This is a genomic window from Neorhizobium sp. SHOUNA12A (assembly GCF_023006505.1).
Taxonomy (GTDB): domain Bacteria; phylum Pseudomonadota; class Alphaproteobacteria; order Rhizobiales; family Rhizobiaceae; genus Neorhizobium.
In genome coordinates, this window is the sequence record NZ_JALBGV010000047.1 from 1 (window position 1) to 26,308 (window position 26,308).

At 60.7% G+C, this 26,308-nt stretch carries 25 protein-coding genes and 3 pseudogenes; 8 read left to right on the forward strand and 20 right to left on the reverse strand.

Translation table 11 applies throughout. The features are described 5' to 3' along the window. The 5 genes from MOV63_RS19975 to MOV63_RS19995 all read right to left on the reverse strand — a co-directional run. On the reverse strand, positions 1 to 426 hold a 426-nt coding region (locus MOV63_RS19975; protein ID WP_247036171.1), incomplete at its 3' end, for a hypothetical protein. Further along, positions 423 to 1,478: an aminopeptidase P family N-terminal domain-containing protein gene (locus tag MOV63_RS19980; RefSeq protein ID WP_247036173.1), complete on the reverse strand. Its 1,056-nt coding sequence runs from the start codon at positions 1,476 to 1,478 to the stop codon at positions 423 to 425. The genes MOV63_RS19975 and MOV63_RS19980, both read right to left, overlap by 4 nt. Then, positions 1,475 to 2,587 carry a Xaa-Pro peptidase family protein gene (locus MOV63_RS19985; RefSeq protein WP_247036175.1) on the reverse strand — a complete coding sequence of 371 codons (1,113 nt, stop codon included), beginning with the start codon at positions 2,585 to 2,587 and terminating at the stop codon, positions 1,475 to 1,477. Before MOV63_RS19985 ends, MOV63_RS19980 begins: the two co-directional genes overlap by 4 nt. 10 nt (positions 2,588 to 2,597) lie before the next feature. After that, positions 2,598 to 4,307 carry a hydantoinase B/oxoprolinase family protein gene (locus MOV63_RS19990; protein WP_247036177.1) on the reverse strand — a complete coding sequence of 570 codons (1,710 nt, stop codon included), beginning with the start codon at positions 4,305 to 4,307 and terminating at the stop codon, positions 2,598 to 2,600. 4 nt (positions 4,308 to 4,311) lie between these two features. Further along, positions 4,312 to 6,375 (reverse strand): hydantoinase/oxoprolinase family protein, encoded by a 2,064-nt coding sequence (locus MOV63_RS19995; protein WP_247036179.1) that lies wholly within the window; start codon positions 6,373 to 6,375, stop codon positions 4,312 to 4,314. A gap of 232 nt (positions 6,376 to 6,607) precedes the next feature. Between MOV63_RS19995 and MOV63_RS20000 the strand changes: the two genes are divergently transcribed. Continuing rightward, positions 6,608 to 7,516: a LysR family transcriptional regulator gene (locus MOV63_RS20000; RefSeq protein ID WP_247036181.1), complete on the forward strand. Its 909-nt coding sequence runs from the start codon at positions 6,608 to 6,610 to the stop codon at positions 7,514 to 7,516. Positions 7,517 to 7,540: 24 nt separating this feature from the next. On the opposite strand, the gene MOV63_RS20005 is transcribed toward MOV63_RS20000, so the two are convergent. Then, positions 7,541 to 7,846: a hypothetical protein gene (locus MOV63_RS20005; protein ID WP_040125076.1), complete on the reverse strand. Its 306-nt coding sequence runs from the start codon at positions 7,844 to 7,846 to the stop codon at positions 7,541 to 7,543. Between the two features lie 318 nt (positions 7,847 to 8,164). Between MOV63_RS20005 and MOV63_RS20010 the strand changes: the two genes are divergently transcribed. Continuing rightward, positions 8,165 to 8,503, forward strand: a complete 339-nt coding sequence (locus MOV63_RS20010) for a hypothetical protein (RefSeq protein WP_247036183.1) — start codon at positions 8,165 to 8,167, stop codon at positions 8,501 to 8,503. Positions 8,504 to 8,955: 452 nt separating this feature from the next. On the opposite strand, the pseudogene MOV63_RS20015 reads toward MOV63_RS20010, so the two are convergent. Next, positions 8,956 to 9,399: pseudogene (locus tag MOV63_RS20015) on the reverse strand (Tn3 family transposase); the annotation flags it as partial. 10 nt (positions 9,400 to 9,409) lie between these two features. Between MOV63_RS20015 and MOV63_RS20020 the strand changes: the two are divergent. Continuing rightward, positions 9,410 to 9,847: pseudogene (locus MOV63_RS20020) on the forward strand (recombinase family protein); the annotation flags it as partial. On the opposite strand, the gene MOV63_RS20025 reads toward MOV63_RS20020, so the two are convergent. Together MOV63_RS20025 and MOV63_RS20030 are read right to left on the reverse strand one after the other, a co-directional pair. Then, positions 9,801 to 10,196, reverse strand: coding sequence for a VOC family protein (locus MOV63_RS20025; protein ID WP_247036186.1), 396 nt, complete (start codon positions 10,194 to 10,196; stop codon positions 9,801 to 9,803). The pseudogene MOV63_RS20020 and the gene MOV63_RS20025 sit on opposite strands and share 47 nt — an antisense overlap. 59 nt (positions 10,197 to 10,255) lie before the next feature. Further along, positions 10,256 to 10,678, reverse strand: a complete 423-nt coding sequence (locus MOV63_RS20030) for a Tautomerase enzyme (protein WP_247036188.1) — start codon at positions 10,676 to 10,678, stop codon at positions 10,256 to 10,258. 117 nt (positions 10,679 to 10,795) lie between these two features. Here MOV63_RS20030 and MOV63_RS20035 point away from each other — a divergent pair, with 117 nt between their 5' ends. Continuing rightward, a complete protein-coding gene (locus MOV63_RS20035; protein ID WP_247036190.1) occupies positions 10,796 to 11,395 on the forward strand; it encodes a TetR/AcrR family transcriptional regulator in 600 nt (199 codons plus the stop codon). Positions 11,396 to 11,942: 547 nt separating this feature from the next. Here MOV63_RS20035 and MOV63_RS20040 read toward each other — a convergent pair. The 6 genes from MOV63_RS20040 to MOV63_RS20065 all read right to left on the reverse strand — a co-directional run bounded on the left by MOV63_RS20040 (position 11,943) and on the right by MOV63_RS20065 (position 17,326). Continuing rightward, positions 11,943 to 12,263, reverse strand: coding sequence for a hypothetical protein (locus MOV63_RS20040; protein WP_247036191.1), 321 nt, complete (start codon positions 12,261 to 12,263; stop codon positions 11,943 to 11,945). Between the two features lie 246 nt (positions 12,264 to 12,509). Beyond that, entirely contained in the window at positions 12,510 to 12,815 is a 306-nt protein-coding gene (locus MOV63_RS20045; protein WP_247036193.1) for a DUF982 domain-containing protein, read from the reverse strand. A 66-nt stretch (positions 12,816 to 12,881) separates the two neighbouring features. Beyond that, a complete protein-coding gene (locus tag MOV63_RS20050) occupies positions 12,882 to 15,143 on the reverse strand; it encodes a xanthine dehydrogenase family protein molybdopterin-binding subunit (protein ID WP_247036195.1) in 2,262 nt (753 codons plus the stop codon). Positions 15,144 to 15,156: 13 nt separating this feature from the next. Next, on the reverse strand, positions 15,157 to 16,173 hold the full coding sequence (locus MOV63_RS20055) for a xanthine dehydrogenase family protein subunit M (RefSeq protein WP_247036198.1): 1,017 nt from the start codon (positions 16,171 to 16,173) through the stop codon (positions 15,157 to 15,159). Then, positions 16,170 to 16,694 carry a (2Fe-2S)-binding protein gene (locus MOV63_RS20060; RefSeq protein ID WP_247036199.1) on the reverse strand — a complete coding sequence of 175 codons (525 nt, stop codon included), beginning with the start codon at positions 16,692 to 16,694 and terminating at the stop codon, positions 16,170 to 16,172. Before MOV63_RS20060 ends, MOV63_RS20055 begins: the two co-directional genes overlap by 4 nt. 131 nt (positions 16,695 to 16,825) lie before the next feature. Next, on the reverse strand, positions 16,826 to 17,326 hold the full coding sequence (locus MOV63_RS20065; protein WP_051900518.1) for a sigma-70 family RNA polymerase sigma factor: 501 nt from the start codon (positions 17,324 to 17,326) through the stop codon (positions 16,826 to 16,828). A 308-nt stretch (positions 17,327 to 17,634) separates the two neighbouring features. Between MOV63_RS20065 and MOV63_RS20070 the strand changes: the two genes are divergently transcribed. Both MOV63_RS20070 and MOV63_RS20075 read left to right on the forward strand, forming a co-directional pair. After that, the gene (locus MOV63_RS20070) at positions 17,635 to 17,886 is read left to right on the forward strand and encodes a YMGG-like glycine zipper-containing protein (protein ID WP_040125054.1); all 252 of its coding nucleotides are present in this window, start codon (positions 17,635 to 17,637) and stop codon (positions 17,884 to 17,886) included. Between the two features lie 100 nt (positions 17,887 to 17,986). Further along, entirely contained in the window at positions 17,987 to 19,981 is a 1,995-nt protein-coding gene (locus MOV63_RS20075; protein ID WP_247036200.1) for a protein-L-isoaspartate(D-aspartate) O-methyltransferase, read from the forward strand. Positions 19,982 to 20,047: 66 nt separating this feature from the next. On the opposite strand, the gene MOV63_RS20080 is transcribed toward MOV63_RS20075, so the two are convergent. From MOV63_RS20080 to MOV63_RS20090, 3 genes are all read right to left on the reverse strand, one after another. After that, positions 20,048 to 21,658, reverse strand: a complete 1,611-nt coding sequence (locus MOV63_RS20080; protein ID WP_247036204.1) for a DHA2 family efflux MFS transporter permease subunit — start codon at positions 21,656 to 21,658, stop codon at positions 20,048 to 20,050. A 1-nt stretch (position 21,659) separates the two neighbouring features. Beyond that, positions 21,660 to 22,814 (reverse strand): HlyD family secretion protein, encoded by a 1,155-nt coding sequence (locus MOV63_RS20085; RefSeq protein WP_247036206.1) that lies wholly within the window; start codon positions 22,812 to 22,814, stop codon positions 21,660 to 21,662. Between the two features lie 112 nt (positions 22,815 to 22,926). Continuing rightward, on the reverse strand, positions 22,927 to 23,136 hold the full coding sequence (locus tag MOV63_RS20090; RefSeq protein WP_040125048.1) for a hypothetical protein: 210 nt from the start codon (positions 23,134 to 23,136) through the stop codon (positions 22,927 to 22,929). 140 nt (positions 23,137 to 23,276) lie between these two features. Here MOV63_RS20090 and MOV63_RS20095 point away from each other — a divergent pair. Both MOV63_RS20095 and MOV63_RS20100 read left to right on the forward strand, forming a co-directional pair. Next, positions 23,277 to 23,465, forward strand: a pseudogene (locus MOV63_RS20095) (chromate transporter); the annotation flags it as partial. A 149-nt stretch (positions 23,466 to 23,614) separates the two neighbouring features. Beyond that, positions 23,615 to 24,727, forward strand: a complete 1,113-nt coding sequence (locus MOV63_RS20100; protein WP_247036209.1) for a site-2 protease family protein — start codon at positions 23,615 to 23,617, stop codon at positions 24,725 to 24,727. 370 nt (positions 24,728 to 25,097) lie between these two features. Here the strand turns inward: MOV63_RS20100 and MOV63_RS20105 are convergent, their stop codons facing one another. Then, entirely contained in the window at positions 25,098 to 25,406 is a 309-nt protein-coding gene (locus tag MOV63_RS20105; protein WP_247036211.1) for a DUF982 domain-containing protein, read from the reverse strand. Positions 25,407 to 25,672: 266 nt separating this feature from the next. After that, positions 25,673 to 26,029, reverse strand: a complete 357-nt coding sequence (locus MOV63_RS20110; RefSeq protein WP_247036213.1) for an SPW repeat protein — start codon at positions 26,027 to 26,029, stop codon at positions 25,673 to 25,675. Positions 26,030 to 26,308: the final 279 nt, after the last annotated feature.

The following is a 26,308-nucleotide window of genomic DNA, read 5'->3' on the forward strand; positions in this document are numbered from 1 at the left end:
CGCGACAGCCGGCGCTGCGAACAGGCCCGGCCAGGTTTCCGGCAAGGCCGAAACGCCGCCGACGGCCTCCGACAGCGCCAAACCGACGGCATGGCCAGCGGCAACGGCCTTCGCATACGCTTGATAGTCCTTTGCGAAAATGAGTGCCGTTGGCACCGCCATGGCACCGGGCGTCGCACAGGAAGGCACGTGGATCGCGTCCCATTCGGTAAAACGGATAACCGCCGACGCGCCCGCAGCAGAGGAGACTGCGTCGCCGGCACCGGTCTCGCGATAGAAGGCGAGGAGTGAGGAGCCTTCGGACGCACCGGCACCGGCCGCCAGACATGCCAGCGCGTCGACGGTATGGAGGTTGACGAGATCGCGGAGTTTCTGGTCTCCGCCATCGACCGTCAGAAGAATGGAAACGAGATCGCGTGCGTTCATTCAGCCGCCTCCCGCATTGAACTATCGCCAAGTCCGACCGGACGCGACGCGACGATCGTCTCGCCATCGAGGGTGAAGGCCGTCGTTAGGATGCCGTAGGGGACTGGCGCGGCAAGCGGCGTTTGCGCATCGGCCACGACCTTCAGCGGCCGGGTGCCGTGCGGTGCCTCGAGATGCCAGTCGATCAGTTCGGCACCATAAGGCAGACGGAAAGCCGAAATCGAGCCATTGGCGGGAAAAGCGGGAGACACCCTGTCCAGCTCGGCGCTCACGGAGGCAAGGCGCGCGGCGATTTCGGAAACGGCGGAGAATGTTTCGATCCGGCGAACCCAGACGCCGTTATAGGCGAGCGACAGGCGGACCGCGAAGGTGCGGCCGAGTTCTTGCCTGCCGGTGCGGATGAAACGGCGATCCTGGGAAAGATCGGGCGCGACGGCAACGTAACATTCCTCGGCGCCGGCAAGCCGCACGGCCCGTTCGACCGGACCGGTGAAATCGCCGGCCAATCTGCCCTTGATATCACCCGCCTTGAACGCCTCGCGGGCGATATCGTCCGTGCGGCGCACGAGATCGAGTTCGGCGCGATCCGCCTTTCCGCGAACCGCCGTGAAAAGCTCCGTTGCATCGGAGAGTTCGACCGGCAGGACGGACAGAATTTCATCGACCACGCCCCCCGGCATACGGTCGAGTTCGACGACGCCGAGACGTTTCGCCCCGAGCTGGGCCAGGCGTTCGCCGGCAAGCTTGCCGGGGAAGGGCGAGTGGGCGACTTCGAAGGTCGGCGCGACCGACTTGACCCATTCGCCGACGCGTTTCGACAGCGCCGTCAGGAAGATCGGCAGGCCGTCGCGTAGGACCAGGACCAAGCCGTCAGACCAATAGGGCGTAAACCCGGAGACCCAGGTGACACCGGCGGAGCGCACGTGATTGGTATAGATCAGCACGCCATCGAGACCGGCAGCGGCGATCGCCTGCTGCAGGCGGACTTGCCGGGCGGTGACGTCCGCGAGGGAGAGTTCGTCCTCGCGCCACAGGATCAGACCGTGTCTCATGCCGCTATCCTCCGGGCGCCGACCGAGAAGAGCTCGCGCGGCGTCTTCGTCAGGATTTCCGGACCGTCGGCACGGACGATCAGCGAGTCGCCGTGCACGAAATAACCGATCTCGGGATTATATGTGTTCGGATGCACGATCATCGACATGCCTTCCTCGATCACCGTGTTCACATCTTCGAGAATATGCGGCTTGGTATCCGGGAAAAGGCCAAGCCCGTGGCCGCGCACGCGGGTATATTCGCTGGTCACGTATTCGCCTAAACCATGGGCGCGAAAAATGTCGTTCTCTGCCCGGGCGATATCGGCCGCGGTCACGCCGGGCCTGACCACCGCAAGGCCGGCCTCCAACGCGTCGTTATAGATGCCAAACACCTTGCGCTGCGCCTCATTCGGCTCACCGATGACCAGCGTGCGGCAGATCTGGACGTAATAGCCGTTGACACAAGGGGTAAGCTCGGTCGTCACCAGGTCGCCGGGCTTCAGGATCTTGCCGAGCGGTGGCGCCATGCCGCGCACTTCCGGACCGCCGACGCCGATGATCATGAAGTTGTCGTCGACGCCTTCATTGCGGAAGAAGGACTCGATCTCGGCGATCAGCTCGTAATCCTTCTTGCCGACAGCGGCGGCATTGCGGAAGACCGCATAACCTTCGTCCGCCAGACGGGCAGCGCTGCGCACGGCGTTGAGCTCATCAGCAGATTTCACCATCAGCAGGCGATCGACCAGCGCAGTTGCGTCCTCGAAACGAAGATCGCCACGCTGGGCGGCAAGCCCATAGGGCAGGTGACGCTTAGGCCCCGCGGCGATGCGGCTATTGCCGAGCCGGCCAATGACGCCGGACACCGTTCCGATCAGGTCGTCCGCAACGACAGTCTTGACCTCCGGACATTCGACCGCGGCGCGTTCCCCCTCCAGTTCGTCGTCGAGATAGAGAGTGACGTCGCCGTCGCGGGTGACGACGGCCAGACCCTCGCCTTCGAGAATGCCGAAATCGGCGGCATAACGCAGGTAGTCGTTCTGCCAGGCATTGCCGTAAAGCACGAGGCCGTCGAGCCCCGCCTCCAGCATCGCCTCGATCAACCGTTTCTTGCGGATTTCGCCGATCATCGCCATGTCCTCAGCCGTTCGCTGCGATACGACGCGGCATCTGCGGTTCGGCATAGCCGTAGTCGCGGACAGCCGCTTCTCTGGAGACCAGACCATTGGCGATATCCTCGTCGAGATCGGTGCGCGAGCGCTTTCTGGGGTCGCCGTAACCGCCGCCGCCGGCGGTAAGGAAAGTGATCCGGTCGCCCGGCGTGAAGTGAACGTCGGTCGCCTTGTTGACGCGCAGCTGCGTACCGTCGGCACGGTCGATGATCGCAACGCTGACCTCGCCGGTATTGCCGCCATGCAGACCCCAGGGTGGGGTGACTGTGCGGTCGAAATTGATATTGCCGCGGCAGGCGCGCAGGCACCGATAGGTGAGCTCGATGCCGAGACCACCACGATGTTCGCCGGCACCGCCGGAATCCGGCCGCAAGGCGTGCTTCTCGACGATGAACGGATACTTGATCTCCTGTAGCTCGACCGGCGTGTTGCGCACGTCGCCCTGGCAGACCGAGACGGCTGCGGATTCGCCGTCCTCATGCGGACGACCACCCCAGCCACCGCCAAAGATGTTCATCAGCAGGAAGCGCGAACCGTCGTCGTAGAAGCCGAAGAAGGAGCATCCGCCCATGTCACCTTTATGGGCGGCCGGGATGAGCTCCGGCACGGCCGGCGCCAGCGCCTTGAGGATTGTGTCGATCACGGTCGGCAGCGCGATGCTCCACTGGCCGAGTGCGGCCGGTGGGCGGGCCGAAAGGATCGTGCCGTCCGGCAGGTCGACATTGAGGGCACGGAAGCAGCCTTCGTTGACGTCGAGTTCCGGCGAGGTGAGCGCCTTGAAGGCGACGCGGGCGGCCGCGATGCCGCCCGAGCGGCCGGAGTTCAAGGGGCCGTTCACCTGCGGATGCATGCCATGGAAATCGACGGTGATGGTCGAGCCGGACACGATCACCTTGACGGCGATCCTGAGCGGCGTCGCGAGATCGCGGCCATCGTTGTCGAGGAAGCTCTCGGCCGCATAGGTGCCGTCCGGAATGCGCTCGATCACCTGGCGGGCGGCCTTGTCGGTCTGGTCCCAGATGGTCTCGACGCAGCTTTCCACCACACCGCGGCCATAACGGGCGACCAGTTCGGCATAACGCTTGGCGCCGATCTGACAGGACGCGACCTGGGCACGCAAGTCGCCGAGGCTGGCATCCGGATAACGGATATTGTCCTGGATGATCTGGTAGAGCGTGTCGTTGAGCTCGCCGGCCTTGTAGATCTTCAGGGACCGCATCTGCAGACCTTCGGAGTAGATGTCGGTCGTCGCGTTGGAGCCGAAACCCTGGCGGCCGCCGCCGATATCCACCCAGTGGGCGCGGTTGGCCGCAAAGCCGATCAATTCGCCCTCGTGGAAACAGGGCGCGTAGACGACGACGTTGTTCAGGTGCTGGCCGCAGATATGGCCATGGTTCATGACGAGGACGTCGCCCTCTTCGAAACCCTTCAACCCGTATTTCTTGATGCCGTCCTCGACGGCGATGCCGAGGTCGGCGAGGAAGATCGGCAGGCCGCCGCGGTTCTGGGAGATCATCCGGCCGGTCGTGTCGATCAGGCCGCAGCAATAGTCGCGGACTTCGTAGATCATCATGTTGTAGGCGGATTTGCAGAGCGCCTCGGCCATCTCGTCGGCATAGGCGACGATCGCATTGCGGACGACTTCAACGGTGATCGGATCGTTTTTCTGGAGGGTCATGTTCTTATTCCTCGCTCTGCTTGGCGAGCGTCACCAGCAGATGGCCTGCCTCGTGGACGACCACTTCGTCGCCGGGATGGATCAGGATGGTGGAATTCGGTTCCTCGATGACGGCAGGGCCAGTGAGCTTGAAGCCAGCCGGCAACGCCGGGCGCCAGTAGATCGCCGTCTTCAGCGGCTTTGCCGGATCGTCGAACACCACATCGCGGCTGCCGACCTCGGATTCCGCTTCCGGCTCCCATGGACGGGACAGCCATTCCTCGGCAACGTTGTCGGTGCGGGCGGCGGTCAGGACCAGGCGCAGGCTGACGATTTCGAGTGCTTCGGTCGGCGCCGACTGGCTGTAGCGGCGGTCGTGCTCGGTATCGAAACGGCGGCGGACCTCACTGGTATCGCCAGACAGCATGCCGGTATTCTCGATCGGGATCGAGATCGCATGTTCCTGGCCGACATAACGCAGATCGGCGAAGAAGCGGTGATCCGCCTCGTTTTCGACGATGCCGTCGCGCTTCATCTGCTCACGGCCGCTGGCGACGAGTTCGGCATAGACCTTTTCGACGCCGGCCTCGGAAAGTTCGCCGACGCGGCCGATGAAAGTCTGCACGAAATCCTGGCGCCAGGAGGCCATCAGCATGCCGAGCGCCGAAAAGGTGCCGGGCAGTTTCGGGATGATCACCAGCGGAATGTAGATCTCGCGGGCGATGGCGATCGCATGCAGCGGGCCGGCGCCGCCGAAGGCGATCATCGCCGTATCGCGCGGGTCGATACCCTTGTTGATCGAGACGGCGCGCACCGACAGCGACATGGAGCTATCGGCGATCTTGGCGACGCCGAGCGCTGCCTCGACCGGATTGAGCTTCAGCGTGTTGCCGACCTTGCTCAGCATTGCCTGTTCGGAAGCCGTCCTGTCGAGCGGCATGCCGCCGTTCAGGAACCGCTGCGGATTGATGCGGCCGAGGATCAGGTCGGCGTCGGTGACGACCGGCAAGTCGGCTCCCTTGCCGTAACAGGCAGGGCCAGGATCGGCGCCGACGCTCTGGGGACCCACGTGCAGACCGCCCGCATTGTCGACCCAGGCGATCGAACCGCCGCCGGCACCGACTTCGACAATGTTGACAACTGGCAACTGCATCGGCTGGCCGTCAGCCTCTTCGCCGATCACGTAACCGGTTTCGATAGCCGGCGCTCCATCGGTGATCAGGCTCGACTTGGCGGTCGTGCCGCCCATGTCGAAACCGATGCAGCGCTTGAGGCCGAGCAGCTTGGCCAGACGTCCGGCGCCGATCATGCCGGCAACCGGGCCAGATTCCATCATCGAGACTGGCTGTTCCTGCGCCTGACCGATCGACATCACGCCGCCATTCGATCGCATGATATGGATCTTGCCGTCGAAGGCGCCGGAGCGGAGATAGGTTTCGAGACGCTTCAGGTAACCTTCGACGCGGGGGCCGACAAAGGCGTTGAGCGCGGTGGTCGAGGACCGCTCGTATTCGCGGTATTCGCGCAGGATTTCGTGCGAGAGCGTCACGAAGATATTCGGCAGCGCCTTGCGCAGCATGTCACCGACGCGACGCTCGTGGTCCGGATTGGCCCAGGAATGCAGCAGGCAGATGGCAACGGATTCAACACCGGCGGCCTCGATCTCGGCGATGACGGCGGCGACCACCTTCTCGTCGAGCGTTTCCAACACTTCGCCGGAAGCAAGTATACGCTCCGGAATTTCGAAGGTCAGGCTGCGCGGCACGAGAGGCTGCGGACGCTTGAAGAACAGGTTGAAAGCTTGGATGCGGTTCGAACGACCGATCGCGTAGACGTCGCGGAAACCGCTCGTGGTGATCAGTGCGGTACGGGCGCCCTTGCGCTCCAGCACCGTGTTGATGGCGATCGTCGAGCCGTGAAGAATCTCGTTGAGCTGGTCGGGATCGCAATTCGCAAGCTCGAGACTGCGGGCGATGCCCTGGGTCGGATCGGCGGGCACGGTCGAGGTCTTCGACGTTACGATCTTGCCGTCGACATAACCGACGAGATCGGTAAACGTGCCGCCAATATCAATTCCGACAATATTCATGCGTCCTCCTGTCCGCATGGAACCCATGCGGAATGCTTTAATCTTTGCGGATTGGGCCGAGACCTCGGCAGCGGTGGCAGGAACACTCCGGCTGACGTTAAAGCGTCAGGCTCCCAGTGAGATTGTTCATGTCATTCCTCATCCTCGAACAGCATTTGATCCATTCGAACGGTAACTAGCAACGGGTTTGGGGGCTTCAGGTTTGATAGCCTATAGGCTATAGGTTATCACCATGTTCAATATCACGCTTCGACGCATGGAAGTCCTGGTTGCAGTGGTCGAGGAGGGGAGCTTCGCGGCCGCCGCCGACCGTTTCGGCATCGCGCAGCCCTCGGTCAGCGCCCATATCATGGCAATCGAGAAGGAAATCGGCGGGCAGATTTTCGTGCGGCGCCGGGGCCGCAAGCCGCTGCTGACCGAGATCGGCCAAAGCGTGCTGCAACATGCGCGCGAATTCCTGGCCGAGGCCGACGACATGCGCGCAGATGTCGTGAAAATCCGAGGCGAGACCGGTCAGCAGGTGATTCTATCTTGCCAGCGAAGCCTCTCCAATTTTGTTCTGCGAAAAGATCTGACGGACTTTGCGATCGCGCGGCCGGATATCCAGCTCGTTCTGAGGATCGGCAAACAGGAGGATGTTTTTTCCGAGGTTCGCGATGGCGTGGCCGACGTCGGCTGCTTTCTGGGCAATGAAGACCTTCGAGGCGTCCGTGCTGAAACTATCGGCCGCGAGAAGCTGGTTCTCATCGCCTCGCCAAACCACCCCCTTGCCCACCGCAAGCGCGTCAAGCCGCAGGACGTGGCACGTTATGACTTCGTAGGTCCTCCGCCCTCTTCGCTGTTTGGACGTGGTGTCTCGAAGCTCCTGGCGAATGCTGGTATCAGCCACGTAAAGGTCGCGGCGCAGGCGACCGAGTACCAGTTCCTGCGCGAGTTCGTTGTTGCCGGTGTCGGCATTGCCTGTTCGCTGGAACGAAGCGTAGCGGCTGATCTCGAGCGTGGCGAGCTGGTCAAGGTCGATCTGGCCGGAGATGAATTGGGCTTCGATGTACGGCAGATCGCTTCAATCCGCCGCCCGTTGTCCAAGCCTGCCAGTGACTTGATGGATTTTCTTCGCTCAAGACACCAGGCGCCCAGTTAACGGGACATGTTTTGCCGCAAACCTCTAAATCCCCGACCCGTCGAACTGCTGTCCGTCGGTGCCTTCCCAAGGCGAGGGCATTGAAAACCGGTTGAGGTTGGCCGAGGGCATCGGCATCCAACACTTCAATTCCGGCTCGGCATATTCGATGATGTGCCCGGGCGAGGAATCAGAAGCGCGCCAGCCTTCTCCACCGAACTGATCGCCATTCGACCAATAGGCGAGGTCAACTTCTGCCGGCCCCTGTTCGGAGGGGCGGATCGTAACCAGGATCCGACTACCGTCCTTCGGTGCGCTTGCCATGTGGCGCCAACGGTCCGTTTCGTCCATCCGTCTTCTCCTGCCTTGCTGTCAGTTGCAACTGTCGCCTCGCCATCGAAAGCCGTCAACTCAAACTTTGCCGAGGCACACGATCTCAAACCCGTCAGAGACTTTTCAAGACCCAAAGGCGCGCCGACGAGTCAAAATTATTCAAAGCGGCCAAATTTAAAATCTCAACGCAGTCAGGCCGCGCTCCACGCCGATTGCGGAGCCGCGAAAATTGTGTGCCTGTGCAGCGAACTTCCAGTCTTCCCCACAGTTTGCGGCGGTAGAACGGGGTTGCACAGGGCGACACGTAAAGCGGGATAACAGGTGAGCCAGTACACGATGATCGTCATCGGCAACAAGAACCTTGTTGCTTCCGGCACTCGCGATGCTTGGGAGCGAGCAGGAATAGAGTTGCAGGGACCCGTGCTGCCGCCCGCTTTCGAAATGCGGCTTGTGCATGCCGCCCACGGCGTGCTGATCGATGCCACCGAAGACGCCAATCTGATGTTCCGGATATCCGAGCAGCTTGAAGCCGCTTCGGTTCCTTTTCTTTTTGTCGTGATGGAGCAGCAGGGACCGGAGCGTACCGGTTCCTATGTGCTCGGTTCCAAGCCAAAGCATATCAAAGAGATCGTCGAGGAACTGCTTTGGCAATACGACAGCGGCGTCAGACATTAGGTTTCCGGCCTCGCGACGCTGCAACGTCGGCGATGAATATTTCACACATTATCCTGAACACGTGAAGCCGAAGAACGTCGGGGTCCTGCCCTGAAGGAAGCTCGCATTTCGCTCGCAAGATGACTCGTTCGGCAAGAACTCCTGATCCCTTCTTCGAGTGAAGAAATCGGCGCGCCATGCGGTGGACATCCGAGGCGAGGTCATCGATCCGAGGACTTCCGTCTTCCTGCATATTCCGGTCCGGTAGGTTCGGGATGATAGTCATTCACAGCTCCCTCCTGCGCAGAATAACCCGATCGCCGGACATGTCGTTCCCGTACGGTAGCGGACAAAGGATACGCGACCGATATGGCATTCCGCCCTCCCTGATGGCTGCATTTCCGGCACTTGGTACGTCACGTACCAAGCTTGCCCGGCAGGCGCCAAAGGACTAGCCTTGATCCATCGTCCCTGATGATTGCGGTAAGCAGGTTGAGGCCTGCTATCCGGTAATGCTGCCCCTCAGTAGTTCGGTCACGGATTTCACCCTGGCGACCGATGCCCAGCGCATTCTTGAGAGCGTGGTGAGCCTCGCCCTTGTTAAGGCCGATCTGGGCGCGCCGCTGCATCTCCGTGTCGGGGATCCACGCTATGATAAAGAGTGTCCGCTCCACACGGCCAACCTCGCGCAGCGCAACCACCAGATCGTTCTGGCGTGGATAGGAGGCAAGCTTGCGGAGCAACTGGCTCGGCTTGATCTTGCCGGATGCCATGGTCGCGGCGCAGCGGAACAGGTCGGGTCAGTTCGCGATGATCAATTCCTCGCGAATCTTGCCACCGGCCAGTTTGCGCAAATCCTTGGGTGTCGCTGCGGGATTGAATACGTAAAGGCGCTTCGAAGGCAAGTCGCGGATGCGCAGTCCTGACACCGAGCTTTCGCGTTGGGTATGCTCGACCATCGACCTTCTCAATGCCCTACGAGAACTGGAAAGCTGGAAGGTTTGCGTTATCGCCATGAACGGCATGGCATTCGACCTGTCGTCTCCGCATCGCCGGATGCTGACGACCTTTCTCTCCGGCATTGCGGAATTTGAACGCAACCTCATCAGCGAGCGGCTGAAATCCGGCCTCGCCGCCGCGAAGGCGCGCGGCAAGAGCCTCGGCCGCCAGACCGGACAGCGCCCCAAATCGGATCGGCTTGCGCCGAAAGTTCTGGCGCTCGTAGCAGGAGGCCGCAGCTACCGCTGGATCGCCCACGATCTCGGTATCAGCAAGAATACAATGACCAGCATCGTCCAGCGCTATCGCCTTGAAGACCCTAAACTTTGCAATCCAGCATCCACTGGACCCCGTACCTATCCGTGAGCTTGCCATAGTAGCTCCCCCAAGGCTGCATCGCGAGTGGTGTCGTCACCTTACCGCCAGCCGTCAGCTTCGCAAACAGGTCGTTAGTCCGGCCCCGATCGTCCATGATGAGAATATGAGCCGAACCTCTCATCGGCTCGGCGTCGTGATTGTCCGAGGCGAAGAATAGAATTCCTGGTCCCTCGAAACGGGCATGCATCACCTTACCCTTCATCCCCTCGCTGGCGAGTGGAACACCGTGATCTCCGTGGCGCATCAACATGGTTACCCCACCAAGACCGCATTCCGTATAGAAGGTGAGCGCAGCATCACACTGCGTGGTGAAGAAGAGATAGTTGGCCAGTTGCATGGTTCAAACTCCTACTGCTGCCGGGCCTTCCGGCCCGGCTTTTCTGATGTCCAATGTGGTTACGCAGCCGACCCGGTGATGGCGCTTATAAGGTCATCGTTGTCATAGCTACGGCCAGCAATCCCCCAGGCTCCGTCAGGTGCATAGACGATGTTCGACCAAATATGTTCGCGTCGCAGTCGCCCGCCTGCGGCTCGTTCGACCACATCGGTTGCTTTCTCGATAAAGGCCCGCTTAGCTTCCGCCGTCGCCAGTGCGATCTCTGGCAGTTTCAGTTCGATGAACGCTGCTTCTGCTGGTTTCCCGGCCACAAGAACGTGCTCTTTAGGAAGGACGTTTATCGAGCCGACAACATTCGAAGTCATGAACGCATTTCCGTTGAGGCCGGAGACCTCAAGGACGGCCTCCGTCAGCCCTGCAAAGGCCTCCGCCTGCGCGGCAGGCGACAGCAGGCCTTCCGGTATGGTCAGTGTGATGGGCATGGTCTCTCCTTGTTTTAGACATGTCCGGGTGCGATATGTACCGAACGCTCTCTATCATTAGAGAGTGGTAACTCTCTAATCAAGATAAAAAGAGCGTTTGCTCTTTATGAGGTTTATATGCGCTACACCGCTGAACATAAGAAGCGTACCCAGGCGAAAGTCATCGCCGCCGCTGGGCAGATGTTTCGTAAAGAAGGATATGGTGGCGCGGGCATCGACGCGCTGACAAAGGCAGCAGGAGTGACAAACGGTGCCTTCTACGGGCACTTTCGATCCAAGAGCGAAGCCTTCCGCATTGCCGTCCTTACTGGCCTGGAAGATTTGCGGCTGGGAATATCGGCCCTTAAGGCCGAACACCAACAGGGCTGGCTGAAAAACTTCGTCACCTATTATCTGGGATACAAGCGGACATGCGATCTCGGTGAAAGCTGCGCGTTGCCGAGCTTGTCGGCCGACGTCATGCGTACCGACAACGAAACCCGAGATGCCTATACCGAAGAATTGCAGCGCCTCATCGCGGAAATCGCTGCTGGTCTCCCAGAAGGTGCTCCAGGTGATCGTGAAGGTACTTCGCGAGAAGATCGGGCCATTGTATTACTCGCCCTTCTCACCGGTGGTGTCACTCTCGCTCGGGCTGTATCGGATCCTGCGCTATCCGAGAAGATTGCCGGGCTTGTGACGACGGAAGCGCTACACCGGGGGATACCGGAAGCGTAAGGCAGCAAGCCTATCAATTGGCGATTTGCCAAGCGGCCAACCGCGTCAAAAGCTTGACGTGTCATTTCGCCCCCAGCCGGAGCCGACCCCCGGGAGGCAACGGGTTCATCAAGTCCGAAGGAGACACCATCACGATCCGCAGGCTCTGATTGCCGTGTATATGGAGGAATTGCTTCGCGAGGCCGGATTTGACAGCATCAGCGCCCACTCGTCATGCGCTGCGGCGATCGAGTTGCTTCAGGAGAACACCTGAGCTTGCCATAATCGAAACCCGGCTGCGGGACGAGCCATGCGACGCATCGCCGAAATACTCGCAAAGTCGGGCGTCCCCTATATCGTGCACTCCGTCGAGCGGACGAGGGCACAAACCATCCTTTGATGGGAACTAAATGCAAATGGGTCGGCCCTGTGATCCAGACGAGTTCGTCAAGGCGGTGAAGGAGTGCACGTTCCCGGCCGCCGAAATGCATTTCTCAAACGTCGGGTGAACAGTCTTCATACTCGCGCCTGTCCAATTCTTCGGTGAACGGGCCGGGCTTTGACCTATTCAAGCGGCAGGATTACGCCGTCTGCTCCGCAGGATTGACTGAAGCAAATCCGGCACGTCGGCTCCGCCGGTCAACTGATGATGGTGGGAACCTCTATCGGAAGGAATGAAAGCGCGGGAGCTTGCCAGAAAAACGGCGATGTCGCTGAGCTTTTCAGGATCGGCCAGTCCGCGGCGATAGAACCAGAACACGATCCTGGCAATGGCTTCGGGATCGATATCCGCCGTTTCGGGAGAAGAAACGGCCATGTTGACCGCCTCGCGCATGACGTCGACGTCATGCATGGTCATCACATTCCTGTCGAATTCTCGGGCTTGCATTGCAATCCTCCTGCAGCCGACAGATGAATTCTATGCCCGTTCAGGCACGCTTGAAATAAAAAATGACGCATCGAAGACTTTGGTCAGATAGCGTACGGAGTAGGTTGATTTCGCTTCGGATGGCGCCATCCGTGACACAGGTGCCGAAGCACCGCCCGAACGGCATTTCCAATGAAAATGTCGGCCAACCGCAATGGTTGGGATGGGGAGGCGGCGGAAACCAGCCGCCCCACCACGGATGGCTGGTTAGGCGGAAACAGGCATCGGGGGCGCTTTGGCCGAAGACGACGTTCCAGCTGCAACCACCACCATCGGCATGCCGGCTTCAAGGCATGCGGCAATGAAGGCTTCGCGCGCGATCTCGACGGGCGCTATTCTCTTCAGTGCCGCCCGGCATCTGTGGACGGCGCGGTCATAGCGTTCTCCGTGCTTGAGCGGCCATTCGTTCTCGAGAAAGTCCAACGCATCGTAGACGTTGTGAAAAGTATGATCCAGGCCGTTTGGCAGCCGGATGTTCACCGGGGCGCGGAACGGCATTTCCGGAATGTTCATGATCTCCTCCTTTCACATGCCGGATGAAAAAGAAGCAGAATCGATTTGGTTATTGTCCGCCGAGATTCAAGAGCACCTGACCTCCTCGCTGGTTTCCAGGATCTTGTCGATCGTGATCGGGAAGTGACGGATGCGTTTGCCGGTCGCGTGGAAGATCGCGTTGGAGACCGCTGCGGCAACGCCGATGATGCCGATCTCGCCGAGGCCCTTGGCGCCGAGGGGGCTCACCTTGTCATCCTCCTCATGGACGAAGATCACCTCGATGTCCTCGACATCCGCATGCGCCGGCATGTGATATTCCGCGATGTTGTGGTTCATGATCCGACCGGTGCGATGATCGACCATTCCTTCCTCGTGCAGCGCCATGCCGACCCCCATTACCACGCCGCCGAGGATCTGGCTGCGGGCCGTCTTGGGATTAAGGACGCGGCCGCCGGCGACGGCCGAGACAACCCTGGTCACGCGTGGGACACCCAATTCCTCATCCACCTTCACCTCCACGAATACGGCGGAGTGGGTGTAGCTGATAAATTTCTTGGCCTGTTCCTGATCGGGAGCGACCTTGCCATGCTCCTCGATAAAGGAAACGCCCGCAGCGTCCATGATGTCGCCGATCGAAACGCCCACCTGGTGGTTTCGATCGAGCACGAGGCGGCCCTCCGCAAGGGTGACCTCATCCTGCGAAGCTTGTCCGAAGGGTGAATTCGGCATCGATTTGGCGTGCTTCAACAACGTGTTGCGCACGGCGTCCGAGGCAGCCTGAACAGCCGAACCGCTGGAGGCTGCGGTCCATGAGCCTCCTTCGACGCCGGTTTTCGGCAGGCTGGAATCACCTATCAGCACCGTCACATCGTCGATCGGCACTCCGAGTGCCTCGGCGGCGACCTGGCCGAGAACTGTATAGGTGCCCGTGCCGATGTCCGATGCAGCCGCAGAAACAGCGGCCTTGCCGTCTGCCGACAGCCGGACCTTGGCCTCCGCCGGCATGATTGTCGCCTCCCAGATGCCGGTCGCCATGCCCCAACCGACGAGGTCGTTGCCGTCGCGCATCGAGCGTGGCGCGAAGGATCGGCCGTCCCAGCCGAAGCGCGCGGCGCCCTCGCGATAACACGCGTCCAGCGCCTTGGAGGTGAACTGCTTGTCCTGGTTCTGGTCTCGCGTGGCGAAATTGCGCAGTCGGAGCTCGACGGGATCGATGCCGACTTCGTAGGCGAGTTCATCCATCGCCATCTCGAGGGCGGTAACCCCGGTCGCGGCTCCCGGCGCGCGCATGTCGCCCGGTGTCGAGACATCGAGTTCGGCCAGCCCGTAGGAGAGCCTGACATTGTCGCATTTGTAGGCGAGGCCGGACCAGTTGACGACGTTTTCCTGATAGTCCTCGTAACGAGACGTCGCCTGCAGCGCATGATGCATGACCGACAAAAGCCGGCCCTCCCGGTCCGCAGCCAGCGAGACGGTCTGGATCGTCGCGGGACGCCAGGTGAGATAGAACATCTCGCGCCGGCTCATCTCCACCTTGACGGACTGCTTCAGATCCAGAGCCGCCATGACGGCGAGGAAAAGCTGATGTTTCGGGCGCAAGCCCGAGCCGAAAGCGCCGCCGACAAAACTGTTCTTCACCGTCACCTTTTCCGGATCGAGCCCAAAGACGTTGCAGACGTAATCGCGCGAGTTCTGCGAGCCCTGCGTCTTATCGTGGATGGTGAGAAAACCGTCCTTCTCCCACAGCACGGTCGAGGCGAAGAGTTCCATCGGGTTATGATATTCGCCTTCCAGCCTGTATTCGCTGGAGATCTTGAAAGGAGCGTCGCCAAAGGCGCCCTGCGGGTCGCCGCGCGGCTCGGGCGGAACGAACTCCTCCCTGCGCGGCTGAGGGGGAACGTAGCTGCGTGTCTGTTCACGGCCGAGATCCGTATGCGGTTCCTCGGCAACGTAGCGCACACGCACCAGTGAAGCCGCGTCGCGTGCAGCCTCGAAGCTCTCGGCGACGACCATGGCGATCGGCTGGCCGTCATAGAGGATACGATCGTTTTCAAGCGGCCGGAAGGGATGACCCGGAAGGGCGACCGCGTCCTTCCATTTGTCGTCGTCCTTTGCAGTCCTCGGCCGGTTTTCGTGGGTATAGATCTTGATGACGCCGGGGAAGCGTTCCGCCAGGCCGGTTTCAATTTCGACAATCCGGCCGGTCGCGACGGTCGCAGGGACAGCGTAGCCATGGAGCATGCCGTGACCACCATGATCGGCGGCGTATTTGGCGCTGCCGCTGACTTTCAGGGGGCCGTCGATACGCGAAAGCGGAAGCCCGACGACTTTGGTTTCGTTCAGCATTGGTCCTGCCTCCTCACTGTACGGCTTTGACGACCTGATCCTGCGGCGTGCCGGAGGCGGCCTGTCTGAGGGCTCGGACGATCGCCTTTTCCGCGAGGGGGATTTTGAAATCATTGCCGCCCTGGCCCTTGGCTGCAGCAAGGAGCCGCCCGGCGATACCGCGGAAAGTAGCCTCGTCCGCCGGCTGTCCGGCGAACTCGGCCTCCGCCAACGTATCGCGCCAAGGTTTATGGGCGACGCCGCCCAGCGCCACGCGCAGGTCGACGATTTCGCCGTCGGCGATATCGATGGCTGCCGCTACCGAAACGAGCGCAAACGCGTAGGAAAGACGGCCGCGCAGTTTCAGATAGGTATGGTGGCGGGCGAAGTGATTGCCTTCGAGGCGGATGGCCGTCACCATCTCACCAGGGGCCAAGGTGTTGTCGCGCTCAGGTTGATCGCCGGGAAGCCGATGAAAGTCTGTCATGGCAAGATCACGCCGTCCGTCGGGTCCCTCGATTTCCACCGTCGCGCCCAGCGCCGCAAGCGCCACACACATATCCGAGGGGTGGGTGGCGATGCACTTGTCACTTGCGCCGAGAATGGCGTGAATGCGGTTGGTTCCGCCAATCGCGGAACAGCCGGAGCCCGGTTCGCGCTTGTTGCAGGGGGTAGAGGGATCATAGAAATAGAAGCAACGGGTGCGTTGCAGCAGGTTTCCGCCGGTGGTGGCGGCATTGCGAAGCTGCGGAGAGGCGCCGGCCAAAATGGCACTGGAGAGCAGCGGATAGCGCTCCTGAACACGCCTGTCATAAGCCACGGCCGAATTGCTGGCGAGCGCTCCGATGCGCAAGCCGCCGCCGGGCAGATCCTCGATCTCCTTCAGGGGCAGCCGGTTGATATCGACGATCGCAGTCGGATGCGCGACGTCGTATTTCATCAGGTCGACCAGATTGGTGCCGCTGGCGAGAAGCTGCGCGCCCGGATCCGCCGCAAGCGCGATAACGGCATCCTGAACGGTTTCGGCGCGGGTGTAGGAAAACGGTCTCATTCCGCAGCCTCCCGCAGTGGTGTTACACCTTCCTGGTCGAGGACATGCTCGATCGCATCGGCGATATTGGTATAGGCGCCGCAGCGACAGAGATTACCGCTCATCAGCTCCCGGATTTCGGCGCGGCTATGAGCTCGGCCTTCGGCAACAAGGCCGACAGCGGAACAGATCTGGCCGGCCGTGCAGTAACCGCATTGAAAAGCATCGTGCTCCACGAAGGCCTTTTGCATCGGATGCATGTCTTGGGGCGTTCCCAATCCTTCGATCGTGGTGATCTCGGCGCCGTCGATCGACACGGCGAGCTTCAGGCATGCGTTCACCCGTTCGCCGTCGATGAGGACCGTACAGGCGCCACACTGGCCGTGGTCGCAGCCTTTCTTGGTGCCCGTCAACTCCATCGGACCACGCAGCAGATCGAGCAACGTGACCCATGGGTGAATATCAAGCACGCGGTTCGTGCCGTTGATGTTGAGCGAGATTGCGCAGGTCGGAAGGGCGGAGCTTGGGGTCCCTTTGTCCATCGGGGCTGCCTTTCGTTGGGAGATCCGGCGGTTGAATAGGCGCCTAACGGCAGCCGGTAGGGATTGTTCCTATCGTCCTTACGGCCAATCTCTCGGCGTCTCCTTCCGCGACGGGGGGCGCCGATATTGGACTAGATATTTTCTCCGAGCTGGGCGGCAAGATGGATGCGGGCACGGTTGACCCGGCTCTTGATCGTCCCGAGCGGGCAGTCGCAACGTTGTGCTGCAACCTCGTAGCTCTCCCCCTGGATCAGGACGATATCCAGAGCCTGGCGATAGTGAGCGGGCAACTCCGAAAATGCTTTCTCGAGTTCCCGGGCACGAACCGACCATTCTTGAGGCGCCTGGACCGACGGCTGTGGCGAAATGCCTTCTCCCAGACCGATCACCTCCCGCTTGGCAAGCCCGAACTTCGTGCAGAACGTGTTCCGCATGATGGTGAAGAGCCAGGATTTCAGGCTGGTCCCCGGTTGAAATTTGTCGATATTCGCCAGCGCTCTGAGAAGGGTCTCCTGCACGAGATCATCGACGTCGGTCGATGTCCGGTGAAATCGCCGTGCGAAGGATCGGAGCGCGGGTATCAGATCCACGACCTCCGAACGAATATGCGAGTTGGAACGATCGACCGCCATGGGGCCTCCTGACAAGACAACCGACGGAACTGCCGTGAGAACCAATTGTTCCGGCATTGCTGAGACATTCAAACTCCCCCGTGCGCCGACCAGTTTCCAACCCGGATGAGCATAAGGGGTCGCGCAGATATGCATTGGCGATATCAGGCCGTTCGAGCCATCCTCAATTGTTTTGGAACTTCGGGCAGCCGTCCCGGTTTACAAAATTCGGCGTGACGGTCCAGTCAAAGCCGACGCTCGGCCTGTCGCGTGCCATGACGGCCAAGGAGACAAGCCAATCTCGGGGGCAAACTGGAACGGAGATTCAAATGAAGAAGTTCATGGTCATCGGCTGTGTCGGGTTGTGCCTGACAGCTTGCACGTCAACAGAGAAGGGTGCCGGGATTGGCGCTGCCACGGGTGCCGTCGTCGGCGGGGTAGCAACGGGCAATGTTCGCGGCGCCGCGGTTGGTGCGGCCGTGGGTGGCGTGTCAGGCGCCCTGATCGGGAATGTCGCCGGGCAACCCGGCCGCTGCTACTACCGCGACAGCAACGGAAACCGCTATGTCGATCGATGCTGAGCGCTTCCCGATCTTTGTTGGCTAGCGCCTGAACCGGTCCTGTGACAGGAGGTGAACACGCTCGGCGTCCGAAAGGTGAGCGGAAGGGAAGGAGGCCAGGATGGCCGACTACCAGCGCGTGCGCGATCAGATGGTCGAGGTCCAGATAAAGCGGCGCGGGATACGGGATGAGCATGTCCTGAACGCGATGCGCACCGTGCCGAGGGAACATTTCGTTGCCGACGGCATGGCAGAATTCGCCTATGAGGACACCCCGCTGGCGATCGAGGAGGGGCAAACCATCTCCCAGCCCTATATCGTTGCTGCGATGATCGAGGCGGCGGAGGTGCGTCCGGGTGACCGTGTGCTCGAGGTCGGCGCCGGTTCCGGATATGCGGCGGCGGTGATCGGTCAAATCGCCGAGCGCGTCTATGCAATCGAACGGCATGAAGCTCTGGTCGCATCCGCAAGACAGCGGCTGACGGATCTCGGCTACGACAATATCGACGTGATCGCCGGCGACGGTACACGCGGACTGCCGGAGCATGCACCCTTTGACGCTATCCTGGTGGCCGCAGGCGGTCCGGCAGTGCCGCCGGCACTGAAGGAGCAGCTCGCGGTGGGCGGGCGGCTGGTGATCCCCGTGGGAAAGGAGTTTAGCCAGACCCTCTGCAAGGTCGTCCGGTGCACCGCGACGAGCTATGAGGAATCGAACCTCGGAGCGGTGATGTTCGTGCCGCTGATCGGGGAGCAGGGATGGTCCGAGGATGGTCGGCGCGCCGCGAGCAATCACAAGCCCGGCGCCTCGCGCAAGCAGAGCCTGCCGGAGACGATTGCCCAAGCGGCCGAGGACCTGCCGGATTTCGACGATCCCGCCTTCGGCCGCCTGTTCGACCGCTTCGGCGACCGACGTGTGGTTTTGCTGGGCGAAGCAAGCCACGGGACGGCTGAATTTTATCGAGCCCGTGCCGCAATCACGCGCCACCTGATCGTCCATCGGGGATACACGATTGTCGCAGTCGAGGCGGATTGGCCGGATGCGGCGAGAGTTGACCGATACGTCCGACACCGGACCGCGTCCGAACGTGAGGAGCCTTCGTTCCAACGTTTCCCGACCTGGATGTGGCGCAACACGGAAGTTCGGGCACTGACCGAATGGATGTGGGAACGTAATGCGGGCCTCGATGCCATGGAGGATCGGGCCGGCTTCTACGGGCTCGACATCTACAACATGTCCGGCTCGATCGGGGCCGTGCTGGACTATCTGGATCGGGTCGATCCGGAGGCGGCGGCTGTGGCGCGCGAGCGTTATGGCTGTCTGACGCCCTGGCAGAAGAACCCGGCCACCTACGGCCGGGCGGCGCTCAGCCGGGGTTATGTGGAATGCGAGCAGGAGGTGATCGAGCAGTGCCAGGCGCTGCTGCGCAAGCGGCTCGACTATGCGAACAACGACGGCGACGCCTTTCTCGATGCCACCCAGAACGCCCGGCTGATCGCATCCGCGGAGCGCTATTACCGCATCATGTATTATGGCGGAGCGGAAAGCTGGAACCTGCGTGACACCCACATGTTCGAAACGTTGCGGCACCTGCTCGACGCGAAGGGACCGGATGCCAAGGCGGTCGTCTGGGCGCATAACAGCCACGTCGGCGACGCACGCTTTACCGATATGGGCGCAACGCGTGATGAGCTCAACATCGGCCAACTCTGCAGAGAGGCTTTCGCAGGCGAGGCGGCCTTGATCGGTTTCGGCACCCATACCGGCACGGTGGCCGCCGCGAACGACTGGGATGGCGATATGCAAGTCATGCATGTCAATCCCTCTCGCCACGATAGCTACGAGCGCCTGTGCCATGAGGCCGATAAGCACCGCTTCCTCCTCGACCTTTCGCCTGGCAAATACGAGCCTTTGAGACGCCGCCTCTCGGAGCCGCGGCTCGAGCGCTTCATCGGCGTCATCTACCGACCCGACACAGAGCTGTGGAGCCACTACAGTCAGGCGGTCCTTCCCGAGCAATTCGATGCCTATGTCTGGTTCGACGAGACCCAAGCGGTGACGCCGCTCGGCCCCGAGCATCATCGTAGCATGCCGGAAACCTATCCATTCGGTGAATAGAGCAATGCTCTACTTCGCGATGAGCCTGGGCGACAGCAATGAACCCCGCATTGTTCGCGGAACGCGTCAGTGCGCCCCACCGCCGCCACCGGTCTTCAAATCTATATTGCGCAGGATGAGCGCCAGCGGGATCGCGCAGGCAGAGATGACCGCAAGCACATGGAAGACATCGATATAGGCGAGATAACTCGCCTGCGTCCGTACCTGTTCGCCGATAAGGCCGATTGCCTGGTTTTGCGCATCCGCCATGGACGAGCCGCGTTCCGTAAGGAAATGCTGCAGGTTCCGCATCGTCTCGATAAAGGCCGGGTCGGAGGGCACGATGTGCTCCACCAGCCGGCTCTGGTGCCACTGTTCGCGATGGGCAAGCACGTTGGAGGCGATCGATACGCCGATCGAACCACCGGTGTTGCGCGCCGCATTGATGAGCGCGGAAGCCTGGTCCGTCTGGTCCGGCCTGAGCCCGGCATAGGACGCCGAGGTGATCGGAATGAAGATGAGCGGCAGGCCGAGCCCCAGATAGAGCCTCGACCAGACGAAAAAACCGAAGTTCAGGTCGGGGTTCAAACGGGTCACATCATACATCGCGAAGGCAATAATGCCGGCGCCGATGGCGATCAGGTATTTTGGCTGGACTTTCGAACTCAACTGCCCGGCGACGAACATCATGACCATGGTCACGAAACCGCCGGGAGACAGCGCCAGGCCGGCCCAAGTGGCGGTGTACCCGTAGTTTTGCTGCAGCACCTGCGGCACGAACTGCGTCGTGGCAATCAGAATTGCGCCGGTTGCCAGCATGACGATAAAGCAGGAGCTGAACTGCCGGGTGGCGAGCAGCCTGATATCGGCGGCAGGATTTTTCGCCGTCAGAAGCCATGGGATCGAGGCCAGCAAGGCAGAGACGCAGATCACGGAGGTGACGATGATGAAGGTCGAGTCGAACCAGTCTTCCACCTGACCGCGGTCAAGCACCAGCTCCAGCGCCCCGAGGAAAGTCGCGACCAGGAGAAACCCGATTACGTCGAAACGAATACCCTGGCGCCGCATTTCCTCGCGCTTCTTGCGCAGCGCTTCCGGCTCCTGCACCAGGAGATAGACGAGCACAAGGGCGAAGGCGCCGACAGGCCCGTTGATCAGGAAACACCAGTGCCAGGAGAAGTTGTCGGAGATGTAGCCGCCGAGCGTTGGGCCGATCACCGGAGCAACGACCACTGCGATGCCGAACACCGCAAAACCCTGACCGCGTTTTTCCGGCGGAAAGGAATCGCTCAGGATCGATTGCGACACCGGTACCATGCCGCCGCCGGCAAAACCCTGGATCATCCGGAAGATCAGGAGCGAGGGCAGATTCCAGGCGAGCCCGCAGAGAATCGACGCGACCGTAAAAAGCGCAAGGCAGATGAGATAGAAGCGCTTGCGGCCGTAACGCTGGGCGACGAAACTCGAAGCGATCAGAGCGATTGCATTGGAAATGAGATAAGTCGTGACGACCCAGGAAGCTTCGTCGGAACTGATAGCCAGGCCGCCGGAAATATAGCGTAGCGCGACATTGGCGATCGTCGTGTCCAGTACTTCCATGAAGACGGCGAGAGCAACGACCACCGCCACCAGCCATGGATTGGTGCTGCGGTCCGCACGTTCTTCGCCAGCGCCGCCTGTCGTCGCTGCATTGGCCATGTCAGTTCCTTGGCCTCACGGTCACGGTCGGTACGACCGACATGCCGGGACCGATCCCCACATCCGTCGGCCATTGGTCGACAACGATTTTCACCGGCACGCGCTGAATTACCTTCACGTAGTTGCCGGTCGCGTTTTCTGCGGGCAACAGAGAGAAGGCCGTGCCCGAACCCGGCTGGACCGAGTCCACCTTGCCGTGCAGGACGTGGTCCGGATAGGCATCGATCGTCAGATCGACCGGCTGGCCAGGCCGCATGTCGGCGAGTTGCGTTTCCTTGAAATTCGCGGTCACCCAGATTTCATCTGGAACGAACATGGCAATCGCCTGGCCGGCTTCGACGAACTGGCCCTTCGAGCCGCTCAGTTTCACGACGCGCCCGGGCTGAGCTGCGGTCAGCGTGGTATAATTAAGATTCTGTTCGGCGCTTTCCCGCTGGGTTTCTGCCTGCTTGAGGCTGGCGGCGGCGCTATTGCGCTGGGCCTCGGCAGCCACTTTATTCTTCATTGCCGACGTGACGCGCGCTTGCGCCTGATTATAGGCGGCCTGAGCCTGCCGCAGATTCGCTTCAGCCTGCTGCGAGGCCTGTTGGCTGCCGGCTCCGCCCTGGACGAGCCGGCGTTCGCGAGTCGCCTCGTCCTGGGCAAATTGCAGTGCAGCCACGGTGGAGGCTTCCTGTGCGCGCGCTTCGTCCACGGCCGCGGTTGCGACCTCGATCTGGGCGGCGGCATTGGCGATCGCGGCGTTTGCGTATTCGATCTGGGCCTCGGCCTGATCGACGGCAATCTGATAGTCGCGCGGGTTGATCCTGGCGATCACCGCGCCAGCAGCGACGTGCTGGTTGTCACGGACGGCAACCTCATCGATATAACCGGAAACCTTGGCTGCCAGCGAAAAGCTGCGGGCGTCCACAAAGGCGTCATCGGTCGTCTCGTAGGGATGGAAATAGATCAGCCAGACGAAATAGGCCGCCAACACCAGCGCGATCAGCGCAATTGCCGCTAAAATGATCCTCCAGGGATGCCGGCGGATGAGTGAGGGCTTCTTTTCATCTTCCTTCTGATCGGATGCCTGCGCTTCCCTTTCCCGGTTCTCGTCTTCGGGATCGGTGGGGCGGTTCGCTTCGTCATCAGGAACGGCGCGCTGAGCTTGAGCCAAGGGATGCCTCCGAAGATTGCTGCGCAAGCACCCGAAACTTGGGAAGCCGGCTTAGGTTCCTGACGGGAAGCGCAGTTGCCGCAACTTCAGGTTCGAAGATGGTCATCCGCAGTCATTGCCACGCGGCCTCGTTTTTTTGCTCATAGTCGGAGAATGCCTTCTTCAGACCGCCCAGCACTTCCGCGGATGTCTCGAACATTGCCTTCAACTGAGGTTCATCGACTTTTTCGATATCTTCCCGGAGATGGTCCATTGTCTCCTGAAGATGCCGTTGCATCTTCTGCGTATGGTGACGCGGATCATGATCGGCTCGGTTAGCCATGGGGTCTCTCCTATGGTGGACGTTTCGATCAACTCGCCAGTTCTTGGCCGGTTCAGGGTTTAACTCTTTGCCTCTATTCTCGGTTCCCGATATCGGATTTCGAGAGTGCGCGGACTGTGAATTCCTGCGGAGTAACCGCCTATTTCCGCAACGAGCTGGTCATCCGCCGGAAATGGATTGACGCGTCGGGGTATGCAGACCTCGTCGCGCTCTGTCAGTTTCTGCCAAGTCCGGCTTCCAGCCAAGTTGGTTTTGCTCTGGGCTTGCTGCGCGGAGGGCCGCTGGAGGCGCTTGCCGCCTGGGCGGCATTCACGCTTCCATCCGCGCTTCGGCAACAGGAAGGACGGCACGTCGTCCAGGATGGTCGCTGCTCGACGCAGCCGAAATCCTCGCGAGGCAACCGGAAGCCATGCAACTTCGTTGTTGGTGTACGGGGAACGTCATCGCCGGCAAAAAAGAGAACGGAAGGGAGTGCCTGATGGGTTGGTCCTTCAAGATCGGGACGGTCGGCGGCACGGCAGTGCGCATGCACATCACCTTTGCGCTCCTGCTTGTCTGGGTATGGCTCGCGCATTATCGGATGGGCGGCGCGCCGGCTGCGTGGGAGGGCATTGCCTTCATCCTATCCGTCTTTGCCTGCGTCGTATTGCACGAGTTCGGTCATATCGCCGTTGCGCGCTACTTCGGGATCAAAACGCCGGATATTACCTTGTTGCCGATTGGTGGTGTCGCTCGTCTTGAGCGCATGCCCGAAGAGCCATATCAGGAACTGCTGATTGCCATCGCCGGTCCGCTGGTCAATGTGGCGATCGCCGGGCTGATCGTTCTTGTGCTCGGCGTATCGGTGGGAGTGGAGCAGATCGTCAAAGTCGATGATCCGGGTATCGGCTTCTTGACGAGGCTCGCCGGCGTCAACATCTTTCTTGTCTTCTTCAACATGATCCCCGCCTTTCCGATGGATGGAGGCCGGGTGCTGCGCGCCGCTCTCGCCTCGCGTCTCACCTGGTCGCGTGCCACACAGATTGCCGCCGCGACCGGCCAAGGGCTTGCCTTCGTTTTTGTTTTCGCGGGCCTCTTCTATAACCCGCTGCTGATTTTCATCGGCATCTTCGTTTATCTCGCAGCGGCGGCAGAAGCGCAGAACGCGCAGATCCGCGAAGTCTCCGGCAGCATTCTGATCAGCGATGTCATGGTCACCAAATTCGCAAGGCTTGATCGTTCGGCGAGTATCGACGAGGCAATTGAAATGCTGCTTGCGACAACACAACGCGAATTTCCGGTGGTCGATTCCGACGGCCGTTTTGAAGGTCTTCTGACGCGTGACGACATGATCCGCAGCTTGAAGGACAAGGGTCCGGACACGCCTGTCGCAAGCGCGATGCGCGTCGATATTCCAAAAATCCATTATCGCAAAAGCCTGGAAGAGAGCCTGCGATTGATGCAGCAAGGAAATGTGCCAGCAATCGCCGTTGTAGACGGTGCGGATCGTCTCATAGGCCTCATGACGCATGAGACGATCGGAGAAATGATGATGGTTCGTGCCGCCGTATCAGGCGGTTTTCGCTTTGGCCACCTGCGCAGACAGCAATGAGCTCCTCCGCACTGGAACCCAATTACAGAATCTCGGTTTGGGCCAGAAAGGAGATTTGCAATGGCTCAAGATCCTGTCGAACCCATTCCCCATCCTGTACCTCCGGTGCCACCACCAGTCACGCCGATACCTCCCATCAAGGAGCCTGAACCAGACCGTCTGCCCGACGAAGAGCCGAATCCCAATCCGGATGAGAATGACGAGCCGCCCAAAACCGCAATCCTGAAGACATGAAGATCGGGCATGCCCCACCTTCGACCACGCTTGCTGCACAATCGGGATGACGATCATCCTTTTGCAGAAAACGCAGTGGTCGAAAGTGGGGGGGGCGAGGGCAGGGGAGGTGGGCCACCTCAAAGGAACAGTCCGGTCAATGTGATGGGGCCGCCCTCCTCCCCGCGGGGGCCTGGGAAAATTCTATGTCATCTGTCCAGACAAAAGGCATGCCCGCCTCAAGGCAAGCGGATACGAAGGCTTCCTGGGCGATATCGGAGGGTGCGGAACTTTCCATCGCGGCACGGCATTTGCGAACTGCTCTGTGCCAAAGTTCCCCGCGACGCGATGGCCATTCGTTCTCAAGAAAATCCAAAGCGTCGTATGCATTCTGAAACGTGTGCTCAAGGCCTGATTGCAGACGCGTAGTCACAGGACACGAGAATGGGCTATCTGGAATTTCCATGACGACTTCCTTTCATGTTCACCGGATGAAAAGACAGCCGCGATTGTTATTGGCAAATGTGGCGAGGGAATGCCCTCGGCGGCAGTTTATGGGGCGATCGGCGCATCAGGATGAAAGCCGCCGGCATTCTCATGGGTTCATCCGCCAGTGCCGGATCGATCGCCTGCGACGGCCTGCGCACGGATATAAAGGGCAACCGTCCTCGCGCTGACTGTTGCCCCGAAGTGGCAATAGCAGACGAGTTTATACAGCTGGCGGCGATGCGTTCAGGCTGCCGAGTGCGTCGGCGGGTTCTGATGCATCAACCAGAGTTCGATAGCCGCCAGAACGGCGACCAGAATGCCGATTATCACGTGCACCGTCATCGCCGTGGTCGCTTGAAACCCAAGCAGCCAAGGTGAGGCGAGGGCCCACAGTCCAACAATGAGATTGATCCACTCTTCCCAGACGGCATATGCAGCGAGCGCGGCAATCGAAAGCACGACAATGACGATCCCGCTGGCAAAGGCGTTCTGCGACTGCGGGCCTGCCGCGAAAGCGAAAAGCCAGGGAGAGAAGAACGATATCGCTCCAAGGATCAGGTTGGCTACGTCGCAGAGCTTGGCGTTTGTCCACTGGTTCATTTCAGCCTCCATTTAGAGAGCGTTTGAACGACGTGCGGAGCGGCCGGTTAGGCGACTACCGCGTCCGGATTTATTTCGCGTTTGGCCATTTGGGTCAGCAGATCGTTTCGTTGCAAGGCGTAGTCTCGTCAGGGAACTTTTCCGGAGGGATCTGGTTACGGATACGACCGAAAGGGCGCTGCCTCGTCGCCCGTTAACCGATAATATTTGCCGGCAGACTCCGTGAAGTCGACGGCTCAAATCCGCGATCGGTTCCGAACACTCCGTGTCCGTACCGCC